Origin of the sequence: Nocardiopsis sp. NRRL B-16309 (genome assembly GCF_001279585.1) — a bacterium.
Lineage (GTDB): Bacteria > Actinomycetota > Actinomycetes > Streptosporangiales > Streptosporangiaceae > Nocardiopsis.
The window spans coordinates 16,502-39,064 of sequence record NZ_LGEC01000098.1 but is presented as its reverse complement, the minus strand read 5'-3'; the positions used below and the strand labels follow the sequence as shown (position 1 = coordinate 39,064).

The window sequence follows — 22,563 nt, the reverse complement described above, 5'->3', positions numbered from 1 at the left end:
CTCACCATGTTTATTCTCAGCTTCCTGTGGTAGAAAACATGCGTGAGGTCGCATCAGGTCTTGTGAGCGAGCACAGGAGGTGAACATGATGCTGATGCGTACGGACCCCTTCCGTGAATTCGACCGGATCACCCAGCGCCTGCTGAGCGACACGGTCCGCCCGGGTGCCATGCCGATGGACGCCTACCGCGAGGACGACACGTTCGTGGTGTCCTTCGACCTGCCGGGCGTGCGGCCCGACTCCATCGATCTGGAGCTCGAGCGCAACGTCCTGACCGTGCGCGCCGAGCGTGCCGAGACGGCCGCGAAGGGGCGCGAGATGGTCATCGCGGAACGCCCGTCGGGCACGTTCTCCCGCGAACTCTTCCTCGGTGAGTCCCTCGACGGGGACAACATCACGGCGGAGTACGCGGACGGCGTCCTCACCCTGCGCGTGCCGGTGGCCGAGCAGGCCAAGCCGCGCAAGATCAGCGTCACCGAGGGCGACGGCCAGGCACGGGAGATCAACGCCTGACCGGGTGACGAGGCGGGCGGTGCCGTCCGTCGGCGCACGAGCGGGGGCCGGAGCCGCTCCGGCCCTCCACGGCGCGTCGGCCGCACCGCCCCCGCGCACGTCAGGCGTCGGTCGCGGAACGAAGGGACGGCACGGATGAACACGATGCGCAGGAGTCGGACGGCGGCCGAACACGGGCTGCGCCGGTCCCCGGACGAGCACACGCACCTGAGGTGGGTCGGACTCTTCCAGGCGTTACGGGCCTACGAGGAGGCACTGGCCGCGAACCGCTTCGCCGTCGGCGACCGCCTCACCCGCGTGCGGGCCGTGGCCGCCGACCTGGTCGGCGAAGACGCGCACGCCCTGGACGGGCTGTCGGCCGCGACCCCCGCCGAGGCCGTGGACCAGGCCCTGGCCGACGCCCTGTGGCGGAGCCTGGGTGTGCGCCCCGCCCTGGCGGCTTCCTAGGTTCCTGGGACGCGTCCGGCGGTCCCGCCCGGCCAGACCCCGCTCGGGGTCGGCGAGGCCGCCGGGTTCCCGGGGATCCGGTACCCCGGTCACGCACAAGCCGGAACGGTTCCGAATGACGGTCGTACGTCGCGCGGTCGTGGGCGGACAGCCGTGTCCCGGCGGTCGTCGTTGCCCAACGGCGGCCATGTCCCCACTGCGCTCGTGCGTTGGCTCGGTCGTGCCCCTTGTCGCGGTCGTGTCCTCGCGGCCGTCGTGTTCCGATGGCGTGCGTCGCGCGGCGCGCGTTCTAACGGAGGTCGTTCGTCGGTGCGCCCGTGAAGGCGGGCAGGCCCCGCGCGGCCATGGCCAGGACCGTTCGCACGAACGGGGCGACGCCCTCGGGTGAGTCGGCCGGACCGCCGGCGGCGGAGTGGGCCAGCTCCTCCGAGGCCAGGCGCAGCGCCGTGTTGAGGATCGCCGCCTGGACGCGTACCGCGAGGTCGTCGGCGGGCTCGCCCGTGCGCGCGGCGATGATCTCGGCGAACACCGACTCCGCGGCGTGGTGGACCTCCAGCCAGACCGCCATGAGCCCGGGCTCGGTGTGGGTCATCCGGATGAGGTCGGCGACCGGCTCCTCCAGGTCCGGGGCCCCGTCCTCGACGGCCTGCTCGCGTTCGAGGTGCTCCAGCAGCGGCGTGTCCGGCGGGCAGGCGCGCAGCCGCGCGGCCATGAAGTCCAGCCCCGTGGTCAGCAGCGGCCGGACGCAGCTCTCCTTGGTGGGGAAGTAGCGCCACACCGTCCGGGTGGAGATCCCCAGTTCCCTCGCGATGTCGTCGCCGGTCGTGCCGGAGACTCCGTGCTCGGTGAACAGGCGCACCGCCGCGCGCGCGATCTCCATGCGGACGGCCTCCCTGCGCCGCTCGGTCATCGGCGGGCGGCCCCGGCCCGCGGTCCTGCCTCCGGAGCCGTCCGAAGAGCTCCTCGCCACCGCCGTGCCTCCCCGCGTTCGATACCAGGCGCACCACTCTAGGACCTCTCCGGTGGCGCCGCGTTCAATATATGTCGCTGAGCGACAAAATGTCGTAAGGTGACACGAGTGGCCGTTCGGTCCACCGTGGCCCGTCGTCGGGGCGGGCGCCCCAGCAGCAGCAGGAGAACCCATGAACCTTCCGGGCCTGAACGGCAAGAACGCGATCGTCACCGGGGGCGGCTCCGGCATCGGGCGGGCGACCGCACTGCGCCTGGCGGCCGACGGGGCCAGGGTGCTCGTCGCCGACCTCAACGCCGGGTCCGCCCGGACCGTGGCCGACGAGATCACCGGTGCCGGCGGCACGGCCGTGACCGTCGTGGGCGACCTGAGCGGCCAGGAGGTCGTCGACGAGGTCGTCGCCACCGCCCTCGACCGGCTCGGCGGGATCGACGTCCTCGTCAACAACGCCGGCATCATGGACGACATGTCCGCGACCGCCGACGTCACCGACGCGGTGTGGGAGCGGCTCATCCGGGTGAACCTGACCGCGCCCTTCCTGCTCACGCGCGCCGTCCTGCCGCACATGGTCGGGCGCGGGTCCGGGTCCATCGTCTTCACCGCCTCGGAGGCCTCGCTCCGGGGCAGCGCGGCGGGCGCCGCCTACACCGCCGCCAAGCACGGCGTGGCCGGGCTCGTGAAGTCCACGGCGATCATGTACCGGGAGAAGGGGATCCGGGTGAACGCGGTCGCGCCCGGCGGCACCGCCACCGCGATCAGCGTCGACCCCGCGCCCGGCGGAGGCCCCGCCGTGCTCGGCCAGTACATGGGCAACGTCGGCCGCGTCGCGCGGGCCGACGAACTGGCCGCCGCGATCGTCTTCCTGGCCTCGGACGCCGCGAGCAACGTCAACGGTGTCGTGCTGCCGGTCGACAACGGCTGGGCCGCGGTCTGACCGTCACCGCTCCGGCTCACGCGAGGGCTCCGGCTCCCGCTCACGTGGGGGCTCGGGTTCCCGGCCACGCGAGGGCTCGGGTTCCTGTTCCCGCTCCTGCTCCCGTGCTTCGAGCATCCGCGTGAACACGGTGACCAGGGCGGACATGTCGATCTCGGCGGGTGCGTGCAGCCACTGGAGTTGGAGGCCGTCCATGACCGCGGTGAGCAGGGCCGCGGCGTCCTCGGAGCGCACCCCCGAGGGCAGGATCCGGCCGTACTCGGCGGTCAGGTCGGCCGCGAACCGGGACCGCACCGCGGCGAAGCGCCGCCGGAAGTGGTCGGCGGCGGGATGGCCCTCGGTCGTGCTCTCCGCGGCGAGCACCGTGTAGGCCTTCACCAGCCCCGGCACACCCTGGTTGTGCTCGGCCAGGGCCGCGGCCTCGGACAGGGCGGTCTCCTGGCGCCCGTCCCAGCCGAAACGGGCCGCGTCGAGTTCGTCGCGCCGCGCGAGCACCGCCACGAGCAGCGCCTGCTTGGTCGGGAAGTAGTGCAGCAGACCCTGCTGGGTCAGACCGCACCGGTCGGCGACCACGGCCAGGCTGGTGCCGTGGAAGCCGCCTTCGGCGAACACCTCCAGCGCCGTGTCCAGGATCTCCTCGCGCCGCCGTCCCCGTGGCCGCCCGGGCCGCCTCCCCGTCGCCATCGCCCGTCCCCCCGCGCCGCCGGCCTCCGCTTGCCCGCCCACCCTGCCACGGGCACGGTACGCGGTCGCCCGCGACCCGAAGCCGCGAAACGCTGCTGACGTCGTGTGATCGAGCCGTCCGCTGGGGTAGCGTCCCGTCCCGGAGATCAGGTCCGCCGCCAAGCCTGGAGGCCCGATGACGCTGACCAGCCGCGATACCCCCGCGGACGACCGATCGCGCAAGCGCGCGACGATCGTGCGCAGGGGTCGGGCCGCCGTCGGCTGGCTGTCCGCCACCGACCACAAGGTCGTCGGCTACCTCTACCTCATCACGTCCTTCGGCTTCTTCCTCGCCGGCGGCGTCATGGCCATGCTCATCCGGGCCGAACTGCTCTGGCCGGGGATGCAGACGGTGTCGCCGCAGGCGTTCAACGCCCTGTTCACCATGCACGGCACGGTGATGATGTTCCTCTTCGCGACGCCGCTCTTCGCCGGGTTCGCCAACGTCATCATGCCGCTGCAGATCGGTGCGCCCGACGTCGCCTTCCCCCGGCTCAACATGATCGGGTACTGGCTGTTCCTGTTCGGCGGCCTGATCGTGATGGGCGGGTTCGTGACCCCGGGCGGCGCGGCGAGCTTCGGCTGGTTCGCCTACACACCGCTGTCCAACGCGGTGCGCTCACCCGGCCTGGGCGGCGACCTGTGGGTGCTGGGACTGCTCGTGGCGGGTCTCGGCACGATCCTGGGCTCGGTCAACTTCATCACCACGATCGTGTGCATGCGGGCTCCCGGCATGACCGTGTTCCGCATGCCGATCTTCACGTGGAACATCCTCTTCACCTCGATCATGGTGCTGCTCGCCTTCCCGGTGCTCACGGGGGCACTGGCCGCGCTGGCGGCCGACCGGATCCTGGCCGCGCACGTGTTCGACGCCGCCCACGGCGGCGCGATCCTGTGGCAGCACCTGTTCTGGTTCTTCGGCCACCCCGAGGTCTACATCGTCGCGCTGCCGTTCTTCGGCATCATCACCGAGGTCATCCCGGTCTTCTCGCGCAAGCCGCTGTTCGGCTACAAGGGGATGGTCGCCGCGACCATCGCCATCACCGCACTGTCCATGACGGTGTGGGCGCACCACATGTTCGCCACCGGCGCGGTGCTGCTGCCCCTGCCCTTCTTCTCGTTCCTGTCGTTCCTGATCGCGGTGCCCACCGGCATCAAGTTCTTCAACTGGATCGGGACGATGTGGCGCGGCCAGCTCACCTTCCCCACTCCGATGCTGTTCGCGGTGGGCTTCCTCGCCACGTTCCTCTTCGGCGGGCTCACCGGCGTGGTCCTGGCCTCGCCGCCGCTGGACTTCCACGTCACCGACTCCTACTTCGTGGTCGGCCACTTCCACTACGTGCTCTTCGGCACCGTGGTGTTCGCGATGTTCGCCGGGTTCTACTTCTGGTGGCCCAAGTTCACCGGCAAGATGCTCGACGAGACCCTCGGCCGGTGGCACTTCGTGACCCTGTTCGTCAGCTTCCACGCGACCTTCGGGATCCAGCACTACCTGGGTGTGCAGGGCATGCCCCGCCGCTACGCGGACTACCTGCCCACCGACGGGTTCACCTGGATGCACCAGCTGTCCAGCGTCGGTTCGTTCGTGCTGGGCGCCTCGACCCTGCTGTTCCTCTACAACGTGTGGCGCACCGCGCACCACGGGGAGCGGGTGGACACCGACGACCCCTGGGGGTACGGCAACTCGCTGGAGTGGGCGACCTCGTGCCCGCCGCCCCGGCACAACTTCACGACGCTGCCGCGCATCCGCGGGGAGCGCCCGGCCTTCGACCTGCACCACCCGGAGGGCGCCGACTCCCGGGCGAGCACAGAGCGCAGCTGAGGGCGCGGTCCCACCGAGCAGGTCCGGAACCGCGATGGGCCCGCCGCACCCCGGCCGCAGGCAGTACCGGTGACCGGCGCTCTCGCGCGCGGGCGTCGCACGGCGTCCGGGCCGGCAGGGCCTCAGGAGGGGTCGCGGCGCTCCGGGCCGGCCCGCCCGTCGTCGGGCGGTGCGGCCTCCGTCCGGGAGCGGGAGCCCCGGTCAGCGTCATCCGCGCCCTCCGCGTCCCGCGCACCCGCTCGGCCTGGTGCGGCCTCCGGGCCCGGGTAGTCCGGGGCGCCGTCGTCCGCGGACTCGGCGTCGGGATCGGCCGCCGCCTCGCTCAACAGCGGGTGCTCCGCGACCTCGTAGCGCCTGATGTAGGTGCCGATGAAGGCCTGCAGGCTCGCGCCCATCGGCAGCGCGAGCAGCGCGCCCGGCGCACCCAGGATCGCGACGCCCGCCAGGACCGAGCCGAACGCCACCGCCGGGTGCATGTCCAGGGTCTTGGCGGTGATCCGCGGCTGGAGCAGGTAGTTCTCGAACTGCTGGTAGACGATGACGAATACCAGCACCCACACCGCGGCCCAGGGGCCCTGCAGCAGCGCCACGAGGACGGGCACGGCACCGCCGATGTAGGTGCCGGCGGTGGGGATGAACTGCGACAGCACACCGACCCACAGCGCCAGCGCGACCGCGTACGGGATGTCCAGCGCGACCAGCAGCACCCAGTGCGCGACCGCGCAGACCAGTGCCATCAGCGCCCGCGAGTACAGGTAGCCGCCGGTCTTGTCGATCGCGATCTCCCACGCCCGCAGCACCTCGCGCTGCGTCCGGGGCGGCAGGACCGAGCAGATCACCCGGCGGAAGCGCGGCCCGTCCGCGCACAGGTAGAAGGTGAACAGCGCGATCGTCAGCCCGTTGAAGAGCAGCGCCAGGACGGTCGTCCCCGCCCCGAGCACGTTGTTGGCGATGCTCGACGCGTACTGCTCGACCACACCGGTGGCGCTGGACACCTGGTCGATGAGGTTGGTGGGGGAGTAGTCCGTGCCGAAGGACGTGTTGAACCACCGCAGTCCGGCGCGGAGCATCGCGGGCACCTCGGCGGCGAAGGCCAGCACCTGCCCGATCAGCATGGACCCGAGCAGGCTGAGGAAGGCCCCCGTCAGCACCAGGACCAGCAGCATGACGGCGCTCGTGGCGAGACCGCGCGGCCAGTGGTGCCGGTGCAGCCAGTTCACCGCAGGCTCCAGCGCCAGCGCGAGGAACAGGGAGATCAGCAGGAGCACGATGAGGCCCTGCAACTGGAGGAACAGCCACAGCACGACGCCGAACGCCGTGATGATCCACATGGCCAGCATCATCGCGCGGGGCAGCCACGGGGGCATACCGCCGCGGCGGTCGGCGCGGGGGGCGGGGCGTGGTGTGGCACTCGTGGGCACGTCGGGACTTCCCTCTCCGTTCAGCCCACAGGTGTCTTCCGCCGCGAGCCCGGGACTCCTCCCGTTCTACCGGACGACAACGGTTCCCGGAGCCAGTCAGTTCCGATGGCGGTACAGATACATCGTGATCGGGGCGAACACCGCCACCATCACGGCCGACGCCACCAGCACCCACCCGATCTGGGCGGCGGTGACGCCCCCGTGCATCAGGCCGCGGATCGCCGTCACCAGGTGGGTGACCGGGTTGACGTCCACGAAGGCCTGCAACCAGCCGGGCATGGTCCGCGGGTCGACGAAGATGTTGCTCAGGAAGGTCCCCGGGAACATCACGACCATGCTGACGGTCATGACGGAGTTCGGTGTGCGCAGCACCAGCCCGAGCAGGGTCCAGATCCAGGACAGGCTGTAGCAGAACACGATGAGCAGCAGCACCGACAGCACCACGCCGACGACGCCGTTCTCGGGGCGGAAGCCCAGGACCAGCCCCAGCACGATGACCACCAGCGAGGCCATCGAATAGCGCACGGCGTCGCCCAGCAGCGCGCCGACGAGGGGCGAGGGCCGCCAGATCGGCAGGGAGCGGAAGCGGTCGAAGACGCCCTTGGTGATGTCGGTGTTCAGGGTGACGCCCGTGTACAGGGTGATCATCACGACCGTCATCACCAGGATTCCCGGCAGGACCCACTGGAGGTACTCCTCGGTGGACCCCACGATCGCCCCGCCGAACAGGTAGGTGAACATCAGCAGGAACAGGACCGGGAACAGGGTGACGTCGAAGAGCTGCTCGGGCACGTGCTTGATCTTCAGCAGGGCCCGCCAGCCGAAGGTGAGCGAGGCGGACAGGGCGCTCGGACGCGGCGGCCGGGCGCCGGAGGCGAGGACACCGCGCAGGTGCCGCTGGTCGGGTACACCGGTCCGGGTGGTGGTCATGCCGTTCCCTCCTCGGTCGTGGGCCCGGTGCCCGGGTCGGCGCCGTCGTCAGGGGCGGCCGGACGCCCGGTGAGCGCGAGGAAGACCTCGTCGAGGCTGGGGCGGCCCAGCGCGAAGTGCGTGACGTTGACGCCGTCGCCCGAGAGCGCGCCCAGCGCGTGCGCGACGCGGTCGGGATCGAAGACGCGGGCGGAGAGCGCGGCGGGATCGCCCTCGCGACGGACGGGCACCTCCAGCAGGCGTTCGAGCAGCCGCGCGGCGTCCTCGCGCTGTTCGGGGCGGCGCACCCGCACGTGCAGCGAGCCCGTGCCCACCGCGGCCTTGAGCTCGTCCGGCGTCCCCTCGGCGATGACGGTGCCGTGGTCGATCACCGCCATCCGACCGGTGAGCTGGTCGGCCTCGTCGAGGTACTGGGTGGTCAGCAGGACCGTCGTCCCCGCGTCCACGAGCGCGCGCACGATGTCCCAGACCTGGTTGCGGCTGCGGGGGTCCAGACCGGTCGTGGGCTCGTCCAGGAACATCAGCTCGGGCGTGACCACGAGGCTCGCCGCGATGTCGAGCCGGCGCCGCATGCCGCCGGAGTAGTTCTTCACCAGGCGCTCGGCGGCCTCGGCCAGACCGAACGCGTCGAGCAGATCGCCGGCCCGCCGCCGTGCCCGGGCGCGGCCGTAGCCGTAGAGACGGCCCAGCAGGACGAGGTTCTCCACCCCGGTGAGGTCGTCGTCCACGGACGCGAACTGCCCGGTCAGGCCCACTCGGGCGCGGACGGCGTCGGCCTCGCGCACCACGTCGTGGCCGAGCACGCTGGCCCGGCCGCCGTCGGGCCGCAACAGGGTGGCCAGCATGCGCATCGTGGTGGTCTTGCCGGCGCCGTTGGGTCCCAGGAAGCCGTACACGAGCCCGGTGGGCACGGTCAGGTCGACCCCGTCCACGGCACGGGTCCGGCCGAAGTCCTTGACCAGGCCGGAGGCTTCGATGGCGAGTTCGGGCACGTGTGCGGTCACGTCGCCTCCCGTGCGACGGCACCCGCCCGCGGCGGCGGGCTCGACGGATCCGTGGACAGGCCAACGCCCCCGCCGCGCGGGCCATTCCCCGGAGCCGGATCCGGCCGGTCAACCGGGGCGGCTCTGGCGGTGCACGGAGCCGGGAATGACCTGGTCCCAAAGATCGAACGCACCAGCGTGACGAGGGGCCGCCGTGACCGTCGAAGCGCCCACCCGGAAAGTGGAGCGCCCGGGAGTGGCCTTCTTCGGCCAACTCGGTGCCCGGAGCCACGTCGCATGGTAAGGGTGACGTGCAACATGATCGAAAGCGCGTTCCGTCACCAGGCAGGGAGAATGGCCGAACACCACGATGGATGGACATCTTCAGACCATTCTGCCGGGATCTCAGCGGAGAGAGAATCAAAAATCGTGGGTGGCGATTTTCGAAATCAGGTCTATAACGCTGAATATATTTCCAAGCTACTCCAGGCGCGGGACATCTACGGGAACATTTACTTCGGTGATGTCGAACACTTGGAGCCGAAGCAGTATCCGTGGGATTACCAAGAGTACATAAGAAGTGTTTATGTTTCGAACGACCAGGCGCTGTTCGACCTTTTTGAGTACGGGTTGCGCCGCCGCGGATACGGATACATCGTCGGTCCCGTGGGCAGCGGTCGAGAAGCGGCTGCGGTCGCCGTTTTGACGAGCGTTCGTTATTCTGCACACTATGTCCTGGTCGAGGCGGGTGAAATGGGCCAGTTCGTCCGTATGCCACAGCGATCCAGGCAGGGGTATATCGTCGATCTCTCGAATCTCGCTGAACCCTTCAGGGAAGTCGAAGGGGAACTGGTTGGCTTCTGGCAACGGGCTCGCCAGAAGGGATCTGTGGTCATCGTCGTCATGAGGCCGGAACAACGGGGAAACGATCCGCTTAAGAGCACTCCGCTGGAGACGGTCGCAGTTCCTGGGATAAAGGTGTTCGCCTCCCACCTCGAACACCTCTCCAACGAACCTGTTCGTCCGTGGGAGGAACATTCAGGGATCGCTGACATTCTGCGCGGTGCGACTCCGGTTGAGGCGGAACGTCTGGCCCGTATCGCCGCGGATATCCACCTCCGCGGAGAGTATGCGACGGACGAGTGGATAGCGGAGACTATCAGGGCTCACGGAGGCTGGGAGGAGCATCTCGACTTCTGGTTCGGGAAGAACCACAGCGGAAGTGGGGTCTGGTATCGACTGGTTCTGGCAGCGTGTGCCCTACTCGAGGGAGTGGACGCAGGAAAGGTTCTGGAGTCGGCGGATCAGCTGGCCGAGCGGCTGGGAATGCCGCCCGGAAGTGCTGGTGGCTTCTCGGGCGAAGGGGTGGACAGTACCCTTCGAGCGGTGGGTGCCGAACGAGACGAGCACGGGGCCGTGTGTTTCGTGAAGTATCGCTATGGTGCCGCGGTCCTCGACTACTATTGGGAACAGCATCCGCGAACGAGAAGATATCTGTTTGACTGGGCATCCGATTTGTACGCGAGTCTCGATCATGCGTCGGTGGAGGTCTTGGCCGAGACCTGGGCTCGGTTGGCGATAAGGCAGAGGGATGTCGAATGGGCGAGCAAGGCCTTCAACAAGTGGTCGCGTGAACCCAGGACGCTGTCCGCGGCGGTGGCGTTCGGGGCGAGGGTATCGCTGTCCCCCTCCTTCGGTCAACGGATGCGGAGGCGACTGTACGAAATCGCCACCGAGCCTTCAAACCCGATCCAGGCCAAAGCCGTTGCGTTGGTTTGCAGACGCCTCGGAAAACTGAACACTGCATCGGCGCTGGTCCGACTAAGGCGCCTCGCCAGGACGGACAACGTCGCAGTCCAGGAGGAAATACTTCAGACTTTGGATGTTCTGAGTGAAGATCGATCGGTGTGGAGCGAGATCACGCGTGAGATCTCGGAGTGGCGGCGCGACGACGATGAGTATCGTTCCATGCTGGCGACGAGTTTTTTATTCCACCAGTTGAGCTCTCCAGGAGGGAACGGGCCTCGTGCGCTGGACCGAATCGATTTCTCAGGGTTCATCGAACCCGAGGATGCCCACAACCTGGCACGTATGTGGAGCGCGATCTTCGATACCGCAGACAGCTCTTTGGTTGCCCGCGCCGCAGAGGAATGGATTCCCCTGGCGCTCGGGGCTTCGCCGCACGCTGAGGTCGTCGCCGAAATTCTGGTGCGAGGTGTGGCCGGAAGCGACTCCGGCCCGAGGTCGGCAGTCACCACCCGTGCGGTGACCGCGAGCCATGCCATCGAGCTCTGGTGGCGTCGGAACGAGGAGGAGTTCGGCTCGCGGCAGGAGTCGGTGTGGTCGTTGCAGGCGTGGATTGTCAGGACGGCCGCGGAGATCGGAAGTGATCGGTCCGGCGACGGAGCCGGATGAGTCGTCGCCCGGCCGCGGGGCCCGCTCAGGGGGGCGTCGGTACGCGGCCGGGGTGGAAGGTGATCACCGGGCGGTGCGTCGTGTCGTCGATCCGCACGGTGGCGTCGACCTCGTAGACGTCGGCGATGAGCCGCGGGGTCAGGACGTGGGACGCGGGCCCGGCCGCGACGGCGCGACCGTCCCTGAGGACGAGCACCGAGTCGCAGAACATGGCAGCGAGGTTGAGGTCGTGCAGGGCCACGACCGCTGTGACCGGCAGTTCGCGGACGAGCTGGAGGAGGTCGAGCTGGTACCGGATGTCCAGGTGGTTGGTGGGCTCGTCCAGGAGCAGCTCCCGCGGCTCCTGGGCGAGCGCGCGGGCGATGTGCACGCGCTGCCGCTCCCCACCGGAGAGCCGGTGCCACAGCTCGCCCGCCTTGGCGGTGAGCCCGGTCCGGTCCAGGGCCTCGGACACCGCTCGCGCGTCCGCGTCCCGGTCGCCGCCGAACGTCCCCCGGTGCGGGATGCGTCCGAGGGCGACGATGTCGTACACGGTGATGTCCACGACCGTGTCGGCGTGCTGGGTGACGACGGCGATCGCCTGCGCCCTCTCCCGCCGGGAGATGGCCGTCAGCGGGGCGTCGTCCAGGGTGACGTCGCCCGAGGTGGGCCGGACCGCGCCGGCCAGCAGCTTGATCAGCGAGGACTTGCCCGACCCGTTCGGGCCCAGCAGTCCGATGGTCTCGCCGGGCCGCGGGTCCAGGGAGACCCCGTCCACGACGAGTCGGCCGCCGCGGTTCCATGCGACCTCCCGGGTCCGCAGTGTCACGGGGTCCTCCTACGGCGCAGCATGATGGCGATGAACACGGGAACGCCGACCAGGGCGGTGCCGACGCCGACGGGCAGGGGCGAGGGGGCGAAGACCACCCGGGATAGCGCGTCGACCCAGACCATGAAGACCGCGCCGAGCAGCGCGGTCACCGGCACCAGGCGGGTGTGGCGGGGCCCGGTGAGGAAGCGGGCGGCGTGCGGGAGCACGAGGCCCACGAACCCGATGGCGCCGGCCACGCTGACCAGGACGGCGGTGAGCAGGGCGGTGACGGTCATGAACGCCGCGCGCGCCCGCGGTACGGAGACGCCCAGCGAGGACGCGACGTCGTCACCGAAGGCGAACGCGTCCAGCACCGGGGCGCGCACGAGGCAGAAGGCCGCCCCGGCGAGCACGGCGAGGGCGCACAGCCAGACGTCGTTCCACCGCACGCCCTCCAGGGAGCCGAGCAGCCAGAACATGACGCCGCGGGCCTCGTCGGAGTCGGCGAACGCGAAGACGACGAACGAGGTCAGCGCGGAGAACAGCTGCGTCACCGCGATGCCCGCCAGGATGACCTTGTCGTTGCCGCCGCCGGACATCCGTGCGATGAGCAGGACGACGGCGAAGGCGACGGCGGAGCCGAGGAACGCGCCCCCGGACATCCCGATCACGGCGCCGCCGACTCCCAGGACGCCGACGACGACGGCGCCGGTCGAGGCACCGGAGGAGATCCCGAGGACGTAGGGGTCGGCCAGCGGGTTGCGCAGCAGCGACTGCAGGATCACCCCGCACAGGCCGAGCCCCGCGCCGCAGGCCGCGGCCACCAGAGCCCGGGGCAGGCGGTCGTTCCACACGATGGCGTTCTTGGACACGCGGACCGGGATGTCGGTGATCCCGAGGTGGTTGAGGACGATGTCGCGCACGTTGACCAGGGACACGTCGGCGGGTCCGAGCGTGATGGCCACGCCGATCGACACGAGGAGCAGCGCGAGCGAACCCGTGCCGACACCCGCGAACCGCAGCCGTGACGCGCCCGGCGGGTGGACGGCGGGGGCCTCCTCCCGGCCGGGGCCCGCCGTCGGCCCGGTCGGCCGAGCGGCCGGGCCGGCCGCGGGTGTGGGCCTCACCCGGTCTCCTCGAAGGAGCGCAGTCCGTCGGCGAGGGCCTCCAACCCGTCGACCGTGCGGATCGAGGGGTTCATCTCGGCGCCGTGCAGGGAGACGAACCGCTCGTTCCGGACCGCGTCGAGGTCCCTGGTGACGGGGTCGGTGCTGAGGAAGTCGATCTTCTCCTCCAGCTGGTCGCCGGGCCAGCGCTCACGGCTCAGGTCGCCCAGGACGAGGACGTCGGGTTCCCGGTCAACGAGGCTCTCCCACGTCGTGGCGGGCCAGTCGTCGTCGAGGTCGGCGAACACGTTGGTGGCCCCGACCTCGGTGGCCAGCAGGTTCGCCGATCCCTTCCCTCCGGCGACGTAGGGGGTCCGCAGGTCCGCGAACCAGAAGGCGATGCTGGAGCCCGAGGCGTCGACGTCGGCCAGGGCGGCCTGGCGGCGGTCCTCCAGTTCGCCGACCAGTTCCTCACCGCGCTCGGACACGTCGAAGATCCGCGCGAGCTCGCGGATCTCCTGGTACAGGGAGTCGATGGTCAGCGCTTCGGTGCGGGTACCGCCGCCGTTGATGCTCGTTCCGCCGTCGCAGTCCGTCGGCGACAGGTAGGTCTCGATCCCGGTCTCGGCGAACCGGTCGCGTTCGGCCACGCCGCCCTGGGCGAAGTGGCGGCCGAAGGACGCCGTCACGAAGTCGGGATCGGTGTCCAGGGCCACCTCGAAGGTCGGGGCCTCCTCCGCCAGCCTGGGCACCTCCTCGTTGGCCTGCGCGAGGTCCTCCAGGACGGGGTCGGTCCAGGACGCCGTGCCGACCATGTGCTCTTCGAGCCCCAGGGACAACAGGATCTCGGTCGAGCCCTGGTCCAGGGACACGACCCGCTGCGGCGCGGCGTCGAAGGTCACCTCCTGGCCGCAGTTCTCCACGGTGAGGGGGTACTCCGTCCCGCCCTCACCCGCGAGGTCGGTCTGTTCCGGAACGGGCTCGGAGGCCCCGCACCCGGTCAGGGCCGCCACCATGAGCACGGCGCTCACCGTGGCGAAGGAGCCGCGTAGGGTCACTGTCACTGATTCGTCCTTTTTCCTCCGGGTCCGTGGACCCGCGCACGACCGCCTTGGGATGGAGTTACGTTAGCCTAACCTTGCTTTCCAGGGAAGAAGTTTCCAGGGATAACAGGTGAGGGACAGGCCACACAGCAGCTGCGAGGCCGGGCGGTCGATCGGAACGCGCGCTGCGCCGGGAGGCGGGGGCCGGGCGAGCGGAAGGACCGGAACCACGTCGGCGACGCTGCGCCCGGACTGGACCAGGTCCAAGACCCTGCGACGGAACTCGGCGGGGTATCCACGACGTCCCACGATGCCTCCTCGAGGTCACGTGGTCCCAGGCTCCAGAAATCCGACTCCGAAGAACGCAGGACACACCACATGGAGCACCATTGGATGCGCAGGAGATGAGCAGCGGATCAGCACGGTGATCTGCGGAAAACTGCGTGCCTTCGCCAAACTCGGCGACTGACGACAGGCCCTGGCCGCCTCGCTCGGTGTCTCCATGGTGTCGAAGTCCGGCATGCTCGACCGGCTCGTGGCCCGGGGTGTCGCCGCGCGCACGTCGGACCCCGACGACCACCGCGTCCACGCCACGCCGCGGGGTGCCTCGGTCGTGTGGCGCATGGTGGTGGCACGCCCGTTCCGTGGCGACCTCCACATGGGCCTGCGCATGGAGGACCTGCACGCCTTCGAACAGGGGTTCCGTGCCGTGAGTGAGCAGATGGCCGCCATGGGCGAACGGGCCTGACCACCGGGGCGCCTTCCGCGATGCTGCGTCGGCGCGAGCGCCGCCGGCGTCATCGATGGCATGTCAGGGGCGGGGTTCGAGGTCCTGGCTGGAGAGGGGTTCGTCCGGCAGGGGGCCGCTCGCGCTGGGCGTCGGTCATCGACTGGTCGGTGGACTGCAGGCCGATGATCACGAGCGCGGCCAGGAGCACCACGTCGCCCGTGCCCACGTCGGCTCGGAGCGTGCCCGCCTCCTGCCCGCGGCGGCTGTGGCTCGGCCGTCATGCCGTCCCCTCCTCGTCGCCTGGGCGTCCGTTCTCCCAGCACCCATGGAACCGGACGCTATCATTCCGGAAAAGTGGACGGGCACCCTCCGTTTTGATAGCGTCACTCACAAGCGGAAGGACATCTTCCGCATGAGGCCGCTGGAGGACGTATGACCGCCGAACCGCTTCCCACTCTTCCCACCGCTCGCACCTGCCCCTACGCTCCGCGCGCCGAGCACGTCGAACTCCGGGAGAAGGACCCCGTCGCCAAGGTCGCGCTCTCCGAGCACAGCGATGCCTGGGTCGTGACCAGGCACGAGGACATCCGCGCCGTGCTCGCCGACACCCGCTTCAGCTCCGACCGGAACCATCCTGAACTCCCCACGCCGGGAGCGGAGAAGGTCGACATGAAGGGCGCCCTGCCCCAGATGCTCATCTCGATGGACCCGCCTGAGCACGGACCGGCCCGCCGCGCCGTCCTCGGCGAGTTCACCGTCAAGCGGATGAACCAGCTCAGGCCGCGTATCCAGGAGATCGTGGACGAGCGCATCGACGCGATGCTGGCCGGGCCCCGTCCGGTCGACCTGGTCCAGGCGCTGTCGCTGCCCGTGCCGTCGCTGGTCATCTGCGAGATGCTCGGTGTGCCCTACGACGACCACGACTTCTTCCAGACCCGCTCGGGGGCGATCGTCAGCCACACCGCGACCGCCGAGGAGAAGCAGCGGGCCGTCATCGATCTCCTGACCTACGTGAGCGGCCTCATCAAGGCCAAGGAGGAGGAGCCCGCAGACGACCTGCTCAGCCGCCAGATCCTCAGTCAGCGCGAGCAGGGCGGCGTTGACCACCTCGGCCTCGTCGCCATGGCCTTCCTCCTGCTCAACGCCGGGCACGAGACCACGGCCAACATGATCTCGCTGAGCACCTTCCAGTTGTCGCAGGACCACGAGGCCCGGGAGGCGCTGCGCCGGAATCCGGGCAAGACGCTCGGCGCTGTGGAGGAGCTCCTGCGCTACTTCACGATCGCCGAACAGGGGATCGGGAGGGTCGCCACCGAGGACATCGAGGTGGGCGGAAAGGTCGTCCCGGCCGGGGAGGGCGTGTTCCCCCTCGCCCACACCGGCAACCGGGACCCGGAGGTGTTCGAGGACCCGGACCGGTTCGACATCGACCGCGGTGCCCGCAACCACCTCGCGTTCGGATATGGGCCCCACCAGTGCCTGGGCCAGAACCTGGCCCGGCTGGAGATGCAGATCGTCATCGACACCCTGCTTCGCCGGATTCCCGACATCCGGCCCGCCGTGCCCGTGGCGGAGCTGCCCTTCAAGGACGACGCCCTCGTCTACGGCATCCACGAGTTCCCGGTCACCTGGTAGGGAGACCGGTCCGACCGGCACGACCGACCAGGAGGGAAAGGAAGGCATGACTATGAGGGTTCGTGTGGACGAGGACAGGTGCTGCGGCGCCGGACAGTGCGTGCTGATCGCACCGGAGGTGTTCGACCAGCGCGACGACGACGGGATCGTGATCCTGCTCGAGGAGACACCGGCCGAGCCGCTGTACGCGGGCGTGCGCGAGTCCGCGAGCGTGTGCCCGGCAGCCGCCATCCACATCGAGGAGGGCGCGTGAGCGCCCCCTCCAGTGTCCTGATCGCGCCCGCCTGCGCTCCGATGACGCCTTGGCCGCGTTGGACGCGGGGTTCGTGCTCGGCGAGGCGGCCACCGGACTGGACGCGGCCACGCGCAGGTCCGCCGCATGGCACGCCGTCGCCGCGGTGTGATCACTCCCGGCGCGGGGCGAAGGAGCGGATGCCGTTGGTCCCGCCGTTGAGTTTCACGCTGATCCGGGGACCGTGAATTCGGTGCGAGCCGCCTCGGCAGTGCGCAAATGAATGGATTTCCCGGAGACGTCCTCCGGTTGTGGTGCCATGAGATCGGCCTGTCGCTTGTGCCCTGGAAAATAGATGACCCGGATATATGCATCGAGGTGACAAATGACCGCGCGCTTCCGATGGGGAACCGGGAGGCTTCATGAATCAGGCAACACCATCACAGGCGGCTCCAGCCCGACCGCACACCGGCCGCGTCGCCGGGGCGGCCGGGTACGGGCATCGCGAGGGTGTCGTGCCGTTGAAGGGGTCGGCCATCCTCAACTCGGAGGAGCGGAGTCCGTGGGCCGCCCGGCCTCCACGGCCTCGGCGACCCGGGCCGCCGTCTCCCTCAGCCAGATGTGCGCCGCGTCGTGCGTGTGCACCGGGTGCCACAACAGGGTCTCCCGGAGCGGTACGGCGTCGTAGGGCGCTTCCATGACGCGTACGGGGGCGAGTCTGTCCAGCAGCTCGGCGAGACGTCCCTGGATGAGGGCCACTCTGCGGGTGCCGGCGACCAGGAAGGGCATCAGCTGGAAACTGTCGACGGAGACCTCCACGTGCGGCTCGATTCCGAGCATGCCGATCTGGCGGGCGGCGGGCGCATCGTAGGTGCGCTGGTACGTCACCCACGGCAGGCGGGCCAGATCGTCGAGGGTGAGGTGCTCGCCGACCTCGGGGTTGTCGTCGGCGACGAGGTAGACCCAGCGGTCCCGGTAGAGCTCGACCGTGGGGAAGCCGCTGACGATGCCGTGTGGCATCAGTAGCCCGTCGGCGGTGCTCAGCAGCGACCCGGTGTTGTCGATGAATTCCGTCGGTGCCTGTTTGAACCGGAGCCGGATGCCTGGTGCCTCGGCGTGGACGGTGCGGGCCAGTTCGGCACCGAAGACGGCCACCGCGTAGTCGGAGGAGATCAGAGTGAACTCGTGTTCCTCGTGCGCGGGGTCGAAGTCGGTCTGGCTGCCGAAGACGCGCTCCAGCAGGTCACAGGCCGTGGCGGTGCGGTCGAAGAGGGCCAGGCCGAGGGCGGTCAGTTCGTAGTGTCCGCCCTCCCGGGAGAGCAGTTCGTCGTTGAAGTGGCGGCGCAGCCGTGCCAGGGCGGCGCTCATGGCGGGCTGGCTGAGCCCGATGCATCGGCCCGCATTGGTGACGTTGCGCTCCTCCAGGAGGGCGCGCAGGGCGACGACGAGGTTGAGGTCGAGGCTTGCCAGATTCATGAAGCGTCCCATTTCCCTGCCGGAAGCATGCTGGCATTTGCCACCTGGATGCCGATATCCGGGGAATCTATTTCCCAGATGAAAAGTTACAGGCCAGACTGGTGACACCGCAATCGGGAGGACATCTCCGTGAAATCCGCAGCCGCGTCGGCACCCTTCGCTCCCTTCTCGGGGCCGTTCGCCATCAGCACCCTTTCAGTACCGGGCGAGGCCCGGTGGCCGGGCCTCGTGGCCCCGGACGGCCGAGTGCTCGACCTGCGCACGGCACTGGAAGAACCCGCGCTGACCACTCTCGCGCTCCTGGAGCACTGGGACGAGGTGCTGCCACGCCTGCACACCCTCGCCGGTGACCCGGCGGGCCGCTGGCGGCCACTGGCGGACCTGGCGGTGCACGCGCCCATCGAGCCCCGGCAGATCTTTCAGTCCGGCGCGAACTACCGGCAGCACGTGATCGACCTGGGAGTCGCACACCGGGCCCCGGACGACCCGCGCAGTGCCGGGCAGGCCCGCGCCGAGATCGCGGCGGTCATGGACAAACGGGCCAGCGAGGACCTCCCGTACGTCTTCATCGGACTGCCGACCACGATCAGCGGCCCCTACGACGACGTAGTGCTGCCCTCCTGGGCCGAGAAGCCCGACTGGGAACTGGAACTGGCCGCGGTGATCTCCCGCCCCACCTACCGGGTCACCGTGGAAGAGGCGCTGGACCACGTCGCCGGCTACACCATCGCCAACGACCTCACCGACCGCGCGACCGTCTTCCGCCGGGACATGCCCCCGATCGGCACCGACTGGCTGCGCAGCAAGAACGCCCCCGGCTTCACCCCGCTCGGCCCGTGGATCGTCCCGTCCGCCTCCATCGCGGACCCCTCCGACCTGCGGGTCACCCTGAAACTCAACGGCGAGACCATGCAGGATGAGTCCACCAAGGACATGGTCTTCGACGTCGCACGGATCATCTCCTACATCTCCCAGAGCGGCCGGCTGCTCCCCGGCGACCTCGTTCTCACCGGCAGCCCGGCCGGCAACGGCATCCACTGGGGCCGACTGCTGCGCGACGGCGACGTGATGGACGGCTCGGTCACCGGCCTCGGCGCCCAGCGCACCCGCTGTGTCGCGGAGAAGGACCGATGACGGCCGGTCGTATCGACCGCACGGATCCCGAGGCGGCGATCGCCGAGGCCGCGAAGGCCTACTCGAACTGGGGCCGCTGGGGCGAGGACGATGTGATCGGCACGCTGAACCTCCTCGACGAAGCCAAGCGGCGCGAGGGCGCGGCCCTGATCCGCGACGGCGTCAGCTTCTCCCTGTCGCAGGCCTTCGACATGGACGGCCCGCAGAAGGGCTGGCGTCGGCGTACGAACCCTGTGCACACCATGCTCGCCACCGGCACCGACGCCGCCCTGGGCGGCCAGGGCTTTCCGCACGGATTCGGCGGCGCCGACGACGTGATCGCCATGCCCCTGCAGTGCTCCACCCAATGGGACGGGCTCGGGCACATCTTCGATCACGGCAAGGCGTGGAACGGCCGCCCGGCGCAGGAGGTCGTCACCTCCGAAGGCGACCTGGTCACCGGTATCGAGCACATGGCTCCGCACGTCGCCGGGCGGGGCGTACTGCTCGACGTGGGCCTGGCCACAGGTCAGGACGGCGAACTGCCAGACGGCTTCGCCATCACCGAGGAGCACCTGACCGCAACCGCCGTCTCGCACGGCGTGACCGTCGGTCGTGGCGACCTGGTCCTCGTGCGCACCGGGCGGCTGGCCCGCGCCCGTCGCGAAGGCTGGGGCGACTACGCGGGCGGACCGGCGCCGGGGCTGAGCTTCGGCACGGCCGGCTGGCTGCACCGGAGCGACATCGCCGGGATCGCCACCGACACCTGGGGCTTCGAGGTGCGGCCCAACGAGTTCGACCACGCCTTCCAACCCCTGCACCAGGTCGCCATCCCCCACATCGGCCTGCTCATCGGCGAGATGTGGGACCTGGACGCCCTCGCCGCGCACTGCGCCGCCGACGGCCGGTACGAGTTCTGGCTCACCGCCGCGCCGCTGCCCATCACCGGGGCCGTCGGCTCACCGGTGAATCCCATCGCCGTCAAGTAACGCCCTGGACGGCCGGGCGGGCCGCGCCCGGACGGCTACGCCACCTTCACCCGCCCGCCCCGCCACCCCTCTGCCGCTCGGAGTCGCGCGGCACCACCTCAGGGAGAACCCATGAACGACACCCGCCCCCGCACCGTCCTCGTCCTAGGCGGCGGCGCGTCCGGCAACGCCGTGACCGTGCTGCTGCGGCGGGCGGGCATCGCCGTGGAACTGGTCGAGGCCAAACCCGACTGGAACGTGCTCGGCTCCGGCATCACCCTCCAGGGCAACGCGCTGCGCGTGCTGCGTGAAGTGGGCGTGTGGGACAAGGTCCGGGAGAGCGGCTCCGCCGTCGACGCCGTCGGCCTGGCCGCGCCCGACGGGACCGTGTTCCATGTCCAGCACGACAGCCGCACCGGTGGGGACGACCTGCCCCCGATCTTCGGCATGCAGCGGCCCCGGCTCCAGGAGATTCTGTGTGAGGCCGTTCGCGAGAGCGGGGCGGCGGTACGCCTCGGCACCACCGCCGAGGAACTGGTCCAGGACGAGTCCGGCGTCACCGCCCGGTTCGGCGACGGAACCGAGGGCCGCTACGACCTCGTCATCGCCGCCGACGGCGTCAATTCCCGCACGCGCGCGATGATCGGCATCAGCGACAAGCCCGAACCGACCGGCATGGCCATCTGGCGCGTCCCCGCGCCCCGCCCCGAGGGCGTGGAGCGCATGGTCCTGTCCTACGGCGGAACGTGCTACATCGCCGGCTACTGCCCCACCAGCAAGAACACCATCTACGCCTACCTCGTCGAGGCCAACCGCGACCGCGCCTCCATCGACCCGGCCTCCTACGCCGACGAGATGCGCCGGCTGGCAGCGCCCTACGGGGGTGCGTGGCCGGAGATCGCAGCGAACATCACCGACCCCGCCAAGGTCAACTACACCTGGTTCGACCGGCTGCTCGTCGAGGGCTCCTGGCACCGCGGCCGGGTCGTCCTGCTCGGTGACGCGGCCCACGCCTGTCCCCCCACGCTCGCCCAGGGGGCGGCCATGTCGCTGGAGGACGCCTCCGTGCTGGCCGAGATGCTGAGCGAGGAGCAGGGCCGGGGCTCTCTCGACGACCTGCTCACCGGCTACTACGAACGCCGGATCAACCGAGTCCGCACCGTGGTCGAAGCGTCCGTGCAACTCGGCCAGTGGCAGTTGGACGGCGTCCGTGACGCCGACGCGCCCGGTCTGATGGGCCGCACGATGGCCGTCCTGAAGGAGACCCCGTGAACCCCGAGGGTCCCCAGAGCAGCGCACCGACGATCGACGTCCACGCCCACGTCCTGCTGCCGCCGGTCGAGGACGCCGTCGCCGGACACCCCGGGCTGGCCGCGGCCCGTGATCTCGACGCCCGCCGCAACGGTCCCGAGGCCATGGCCGTCAGCGGCCCGATGTTCCGGGACCGCGTCCCCAGGCTGACCGACGTCAGTGCCCGGCTCGCCGCGATGGACGCCTCCGGGATCGACGTCCAGTTGGTCTCGCCGTCTCCCTCCCACTACCACTACTGGGCCGACGAGGACCTGGCCCGTACGGTCTGGGAACTGGCCAACGAGGGCACCGCCGCGCACGTCGCCCAGGCCCCGGAACGGCTGCACGGCCTCGGCCTCGTCCCGCTCCAGCACCCGGACCTCGCAGTCGAGGCACTCGAGCACGCCCTCGACCTGGGCCTGCGCGGTGTCGAGATCTCAAGCCACGCGCCGGGACGCGAACTGTCGGACCCCGCGTACGAACCGTTCTGGACACGGGCCGAGGAAACCGGAGCGATCCTCTTCCTGCACCCCTTCGGCTGCACGCTCGACGAGCGCCTCGACCGCTGGTACCTGTCCAACACCGTCGGCCAGCCCACCGAGAACGCCGTCGCGCTCTCCCACCTGATCTTCTCCGGAGTCCTGGACCGGCACCCGGGAGTGCGCGTCGTCGCCGCCCACGGCGGCGGCTACCTGCCCACGCACATCGGCCGTTCCGACCACGCCTGGCTCGCCCGAACCGACACCCGCGGCTGCGCCCGCCCGCCCAGCAGCTATCTCGAGCAGCTGTACTTCGACTCACTCGTCCACGACCCGTACGTCCTGCGCGAGCTGATCCGGGTGGCCGGCCCCGACCGGGTCCTGCTCGGCTCCGACTTCCCCTTCGACATGGGCACCGACGACCCGCTCAGCGCGCTGCGCGACGTCACGGACCTGCCCGCCCCCCACTTCCACGCAGTACGCGGCGGCAACGCGGCAGCGCTGCTCAACCTCGTTCGAACGAACTGAACCGCGAAGAGGAG

Annotated in this window: 21 protein-coding genes; 12 read left to right on the top strand and 9 right to left on the bottom strand. The window is 70.0% G+C overall.

Annotated features, from left to right (window positions below; genetic code table 11):
* Positions 1 to 85: 85 nt before the first annotated feature.
* Positions 86 to 514 (top strand): Hsp20/alpha crystallin family protein, encoded by a 429-nt coding sequence (locus ADL05_RS22870; protein WP_053619060.1) that lies wholly within the window; start codon positions 86 to 88, stop codon positions 512 to 514.
* A 135-nt stretch (positions 515 to 649) separates the two neighbouring features.
* Complete coding sequence (locus ADL05_RS22865) at positions 650 to 961, top strand: hypothetical protein (RefSeq protein ID WP_053619059.1); 312 nt, start codon at positions 650 to 652, stop codon at positions 959 to 961.
* 289 nt (positions 962 to 1,250) lie between these two features.
* On the opposite strand, the gene ADL05_RS22860 is transcribed toward ADL05_RS22865, so the two are convergent.
* Positions 1,251 to 1,871: a TetR/AcrR family transcriptional regulator gene (locus ADL05_RS22860; protein ID WP_053619058.1), complete on the bottom strand. Its 621-nt coding sequence runs from the start codon at positions 1,869 to 1,871 to the stop codon at positions 1,251 to 1,253.
* Positions 1,872 to 2,103: 232 nt separating this feature from the next.
* Between ADL05_RS22860 and ADL05_RS22855 the strand changes: the two genes are divergently transcribed.
* Complete coding sequence (locus tag ADL05_RS22855; protein ID WP_053619057.1) at positions 2,104 to 2,865, top strand: SDR family NAD(P)-dependent oxidoreductase; 762 nt, start codon at positions 2,104 to 2,106, stop codon at positions 2,863 to 2,865.
* Positions 2,866 to 2,868: 3 nt separating this feature from the next.
* On the opposite strand, the gene ADL05_RS22850 is transcribed toward ADL05_RS22855, so the two are convergent.
* Positions 2,869 to 3,549, bottom strand: a complete 681-nt coding sequence (locus ADL05_RS22850) for a TetR/AcrR family transcriptional regulator (protein ID WP_082376788.1) — start codon at positions 3,547 to 3,549, stop codon at positions 2,869 to 2,871.
* 175 nt (positions 3,550 to 3,724) lie between these two features.
* Here ADL05_RS22850 and ctaD point away from each other — a divergent pair, with 175 nt between their 5' ends.
* Positions 3,725 to 5,410: a cytochrome c oxidase subunit I gene (gene ctaD, locus ADL05_RS22845; protein ID WP_053619056.1), complete on the top strand. Its 1,686-nt coding sequence runs from the start codon at positions 3,725 to 3,727 to the stop codon at positions 5,408 to 5,410.
* A 122-nt stretch (positions 5,411 to 5,532) separates the two neighbouring features.
* Here ctaD and ADL05_RS22840 read toward each other — a convergent pair whose 3' ends face one another.
* From ADL05_RS22840 to ADL05_RS22830, 3 genes are all read right to left on the bottom strand, one after another.
* The gene (locus tag ADL05_RS22840) at positions 5,533 to 6,777 is read right to left on the bottom strand and encodes an AI-2E family transporter (RefSeq protein WP_082376786.1); all 1,245 of its coding nucleotides are present in this window, start codon (positions 6,775 to 6,777) and stop codon (positions 5,533 to 5,535) included.
* Between the two features lie 150 nt (positions 6,778 to 6,927).
* Positions 6,928 to 7,761: an ABC transporter permease gene (locus ADL05_RS22835; protein WP_053619054.1), complete on the bottom strand. Its 834-nt coding sequence runs from the start codon at positions 7,759 to 7,761 to the stop codon at positions 6,928 to 6,930.
* Positions 7,758 to 8,765 carry an ATP-binding cassette domain-containing protein gene (locus ADL05_RS22830; protein ID WP_053619053.1) on the bottom strand — a complete coding sequence of 336 codons (1,008 nt, stop codon included), beginning with the start codon at positions 8,763 to 8,765 and terminating at the stop codon, positions 7,758 to 7,760. The genes ADL05_RS22835 and ADL05_RS22830 overlap by 4 nt, the downstream gene beginning before the upstream one ends.
* A 297-nt stretch (positions 8,766 to 9,062) precedes the next feature.
* On the opposite strand from ADL05_RS22830, the gene ADL05_RS22825 reads away from it, so the two are divergent.
* Positions 9,063 to 11,159 (top strand): hypothetical protein, encoded by a 2,097-nt coding sequence (locus tag ADL05_RS22825; protein ID WP_156365980.1) that lies wholly within the window; start codon positions 9,063 to 9,065, stop codon positions 11,157 to 11,159.
* Positions 11,160 to 11,184: 25 nt separating this feature from the next.
* On the opposite strand, the gene ADL05_RS22820 is transcribed toward ADL05_RS22825, so the two are convergent.
* From ADL05_RS22820 to ADL05_RS22810, 3 genes are all read right to left on the bottom strand, one after another.
* Positions 11,185 to 11,967, bottom strand: coding sequence for an ABC transporter ATP-binding protein (locus ADL05_RS22820; protein ID WP_053619051.1), 783 nt, complete (start codon positions 11,965 to 11,967; stop codon positions 11,185 to 11,187).
* Positions 11,964 to 12,971: an iron ABC transporter permease gene (locus ADL05_RS22815; RefSeq protein WP_082376792.1), complete on the bottom strand. Its 1,008-nt coding sequence runs from the start codon at positions 12,969 to 12,971 to the stop codon at positions 11,964 to 11,966. Before ADL05_RS22815 ends, ADL05_RS22820 begins: the two co-directional genes overlap by 4 nt.
* A gap of 101 nt (positions 12,972 to 13,072) precedes the next feature.
* Positions 13,073 to 14,119, bottom strand: a complete 1,047-nt coding sequence (locus ADL05_RS22810) for an ABC transporter substrate-binding protein (RefSeq protein WP_231640874.1) — start codon at positions 14,117 to 14,119, stop codon at positions 13,073 to 13,075.
* 481 nt (positions 14,120 to 14,600) lie between these two features.
* Between ADL05_RS22810 and ADL05_RS22805 the strand changes: the two genes are divergently transcribed.
* The 3 genes from ADL05_RS22805 (at position 14,601) to ADL05_RS22795 (ending at position 16,716) form a co-directional block, all read left to right on the top strand.
* Positions 14,601 to 14,846 (top strand): hypothetical protein, encoded by a 246-nt coding sequence (locus ADL05_RS22805; RefSeq protein ID WP_053619050.1) that lies wholly within the window; start codon positions 14,601 to 14,603, stop codon positions 14,844 to 14,846.
* 414 nt (positions 14,847 to 15,260) lie between these two features.
* Positions 15,261 to 16,463, top strand: a complete 1,203-nt coding sequence (locus tag ADL05_RS22800) for a cytochrome P450 (protein WP_053619049.1) — start codon at positions 15,261 to 15,263, stop codon at positions 16,461 to 16,463.
* A gap of 52 nt (positions 16,464 to 16,515) precedes the next feature.
* A complete protein-coding gene (locus ADL05_RS22795; RefSeq protein WP_053619048.1) occupies positions 16,516 to 16,716 on the top strand; it encodes a ferredoxin in 201 nt (66 codons plus the stop codon).
* Between the two features lie 519 nt (positions 16,717 to 17,235).
* Here the strand turns inward: ADL05_RS22795 and ADL05_RS22790 are convergent.
* The gene (locus ADL05_RS22790) at positions 17,236 to 18,171 is read right to left on the bottom strand and encodes a LysR family transcriptional regulator (protein WP_053619070.1); all 936 of its coding nucleotides are present in this window, start codon (positions 18,169 to 18,171) and stop codon (positions 17,236 to 17,238) included.
* 129 nt (positions 18,172 to 18,300) lie between these two features.
* Here ADL05_RS22790 and ADL05_RS22785 point away from each other — a divergent pair, with 129 nt between their 5' ends.
* The 4 genes from ADL05_RS22785 to ADL05_RS22770 all read left to right on the top strand — a co-directional run bounded on the left by ADL05_RS22785 (position 18,301) and on the right by ADL05_RS22770 (position 22,549).
* A complete protein-coding gene (locus tag ADL05_RS22785) occupies positions 18,301 to 19,305 on the top strand; it encodes a fumarylacetoacetate hydrolase family protein (protein WP_197285901.1) in 1,005 nt (334 codons plus the stop codon).
* Positions 19,302 to 20,273: a cyclase family protein gene (locus ADL05_RS22780; RefSeq protein WP_053619046.1), complete on the top strand. Its 972-nt coding sequence runs from the start codon at positions 19,302 to 19,304 to the stop codon at positions 20,271 to 20,273. The genes ADL05_RS22785 and ADL05_RS22780 overlap by 4 nt, the downstream gene beginning before the upstream one ends.
* A 111-nt stretch (positions 20,274 to 20,384) precedes the next feature.
* Complete coding sequence (locus ADL05_RS22775; protein WP_053619045.1) at positions 20,385 to 21,524, top strand: FAD-dependent oxidoreductase; 1,140 nt, start codon at positions 20,385 to 20,387, stop codon at positions 21,522 to 21,524.
* A complete protein-coding gene (locus tag ADL05_RS22770; protein WP_053619044.1) occupies positions 21,521 to 22,549 on the top strand; it encodes an amidohydrolase family protein in 1,029 nt (342 codons plus the stop codon). The genes ADL05_RS22775 and ADL05_RS22770 overlap by 4 nt, the downstream gene beginning before the upstream one ends.
* Positions 22,550 to 22,563 lie beyond the last annotated feature (14 nt).

What these genes read in the sequence shown, in the direction of transcription:
- ADL05_RS22805 (WP_053619050.1), top strand. Translation starts at nt 14,601, where the DNA reads ATGGTGTCGAAGTCCGGCATGCTCGACCGGCTCGTGGCCCGGGGTGTC.
- ADL05_RS22870 (WP_053619060.1), top strand. Translation starts at nt 86, where the DNA reads ATGATGCTGATGCGTACGGACCCCTTCCGTGAATTCGACCGGATCACC.
- ADL05_RS22800 (WP_053619049.1), top strand. Translation starts at nt 15,261, where the DNA reads ATGACCGCCGAACCGCTTCCCACTCTTCCCACCGCTCGCACCTGCCCC.
- ADL05_RS22775 (WP_053619045.1), top strand. Translation starts at nt 20,385, where the DNA reads ATGAACGACACCCGCCCCCGCACCGTCCTCGTCCTAGGCGGCGGCGCG.
- ADL05_RS22795 (WP_053619048.1), top strand. Translation starts at nt 16,516, where the DNA reads ATGAGGGTTCGTGTGGACGAGGACAGGTGCTGCGGCGCCGGACAGTGC.
- ctaD (WP_053619056.1), top strand. Translation starts at nt 3,725, where the DNA reads ATGACGCTGACCAGCCGCGATACCCCCGCGGACGACCGATCGCGCAAG.
- ADL05_RS22835 (WP_053619054.1), bottom strand. Translation starts at nt 7,761, where the DNA reads ATGACCACCACCCGGACCGGTGTACCCGACCAGCGGCACCTGCGCGGT.
- ADL05_RS22865 (WP_053619059.1), top strand. Translation starts at nt 650, where the DNA reads ATGAACACGATGCGCAGGAGTCGGACGGCGGCCGAACACGGGCTGCGC.
- ADL05_RS22790 (WP_053619070.1), bottom strand. Translation starts at nt 18,171, where the DNA reads ATGAATCTGGCAAGCCTCGACCTCAACCTCGTCGTCGCCCTGCGCGCC.
- ADL05_RS22825 (WP_156365980.1), top strand. Translation starts at nt 9,063, where the DNA reads ATGATCGAAAGCGCGTTCCGTCACCAGGCAGGGAGAATGGCCGAACAC.
- ADL05_RS22840 (WP_082376786.1), bottom strand. Translation starts at nt 6,777, where the DNA reads ATGCCCCCGTGGCTGCCCCGCGCGATGATGCTGGCCATGTGGATCATC.
- ADL05_RS22780 (WP_053619046.1), top strand. Translation starts at nt 19,302, where the DNA reads ATGACGGCCGGTCGTATCGACCGCACGGATCCCGAGGCGGCGATCGCC.
- ADL05_RS22850 (WP_082376788.1), bottom strand. Translation starts at nt 3,549, where the DNA reads ATGGCGACGGGGAGGCGGCCCGGGCGGCCACGGGGACGGCGGCGCGAG.
- ADL05_RS22860 (WP_053619058.1), bottom strand. Translation starts at nt 1,871, where the DNA reads ATGACCGAGCGGCGCAGGGAGGCCGTCCGCATGGAGATCGCGCGCGCG.
- ADL05_RS22855 (WP_053619057.1), top strand. Translation starts at nt 2,104, where the DNA reads ATGAACCTTCCGGGCCTGAACGGCAAGAACGCGATCGTCACCGGGGGC.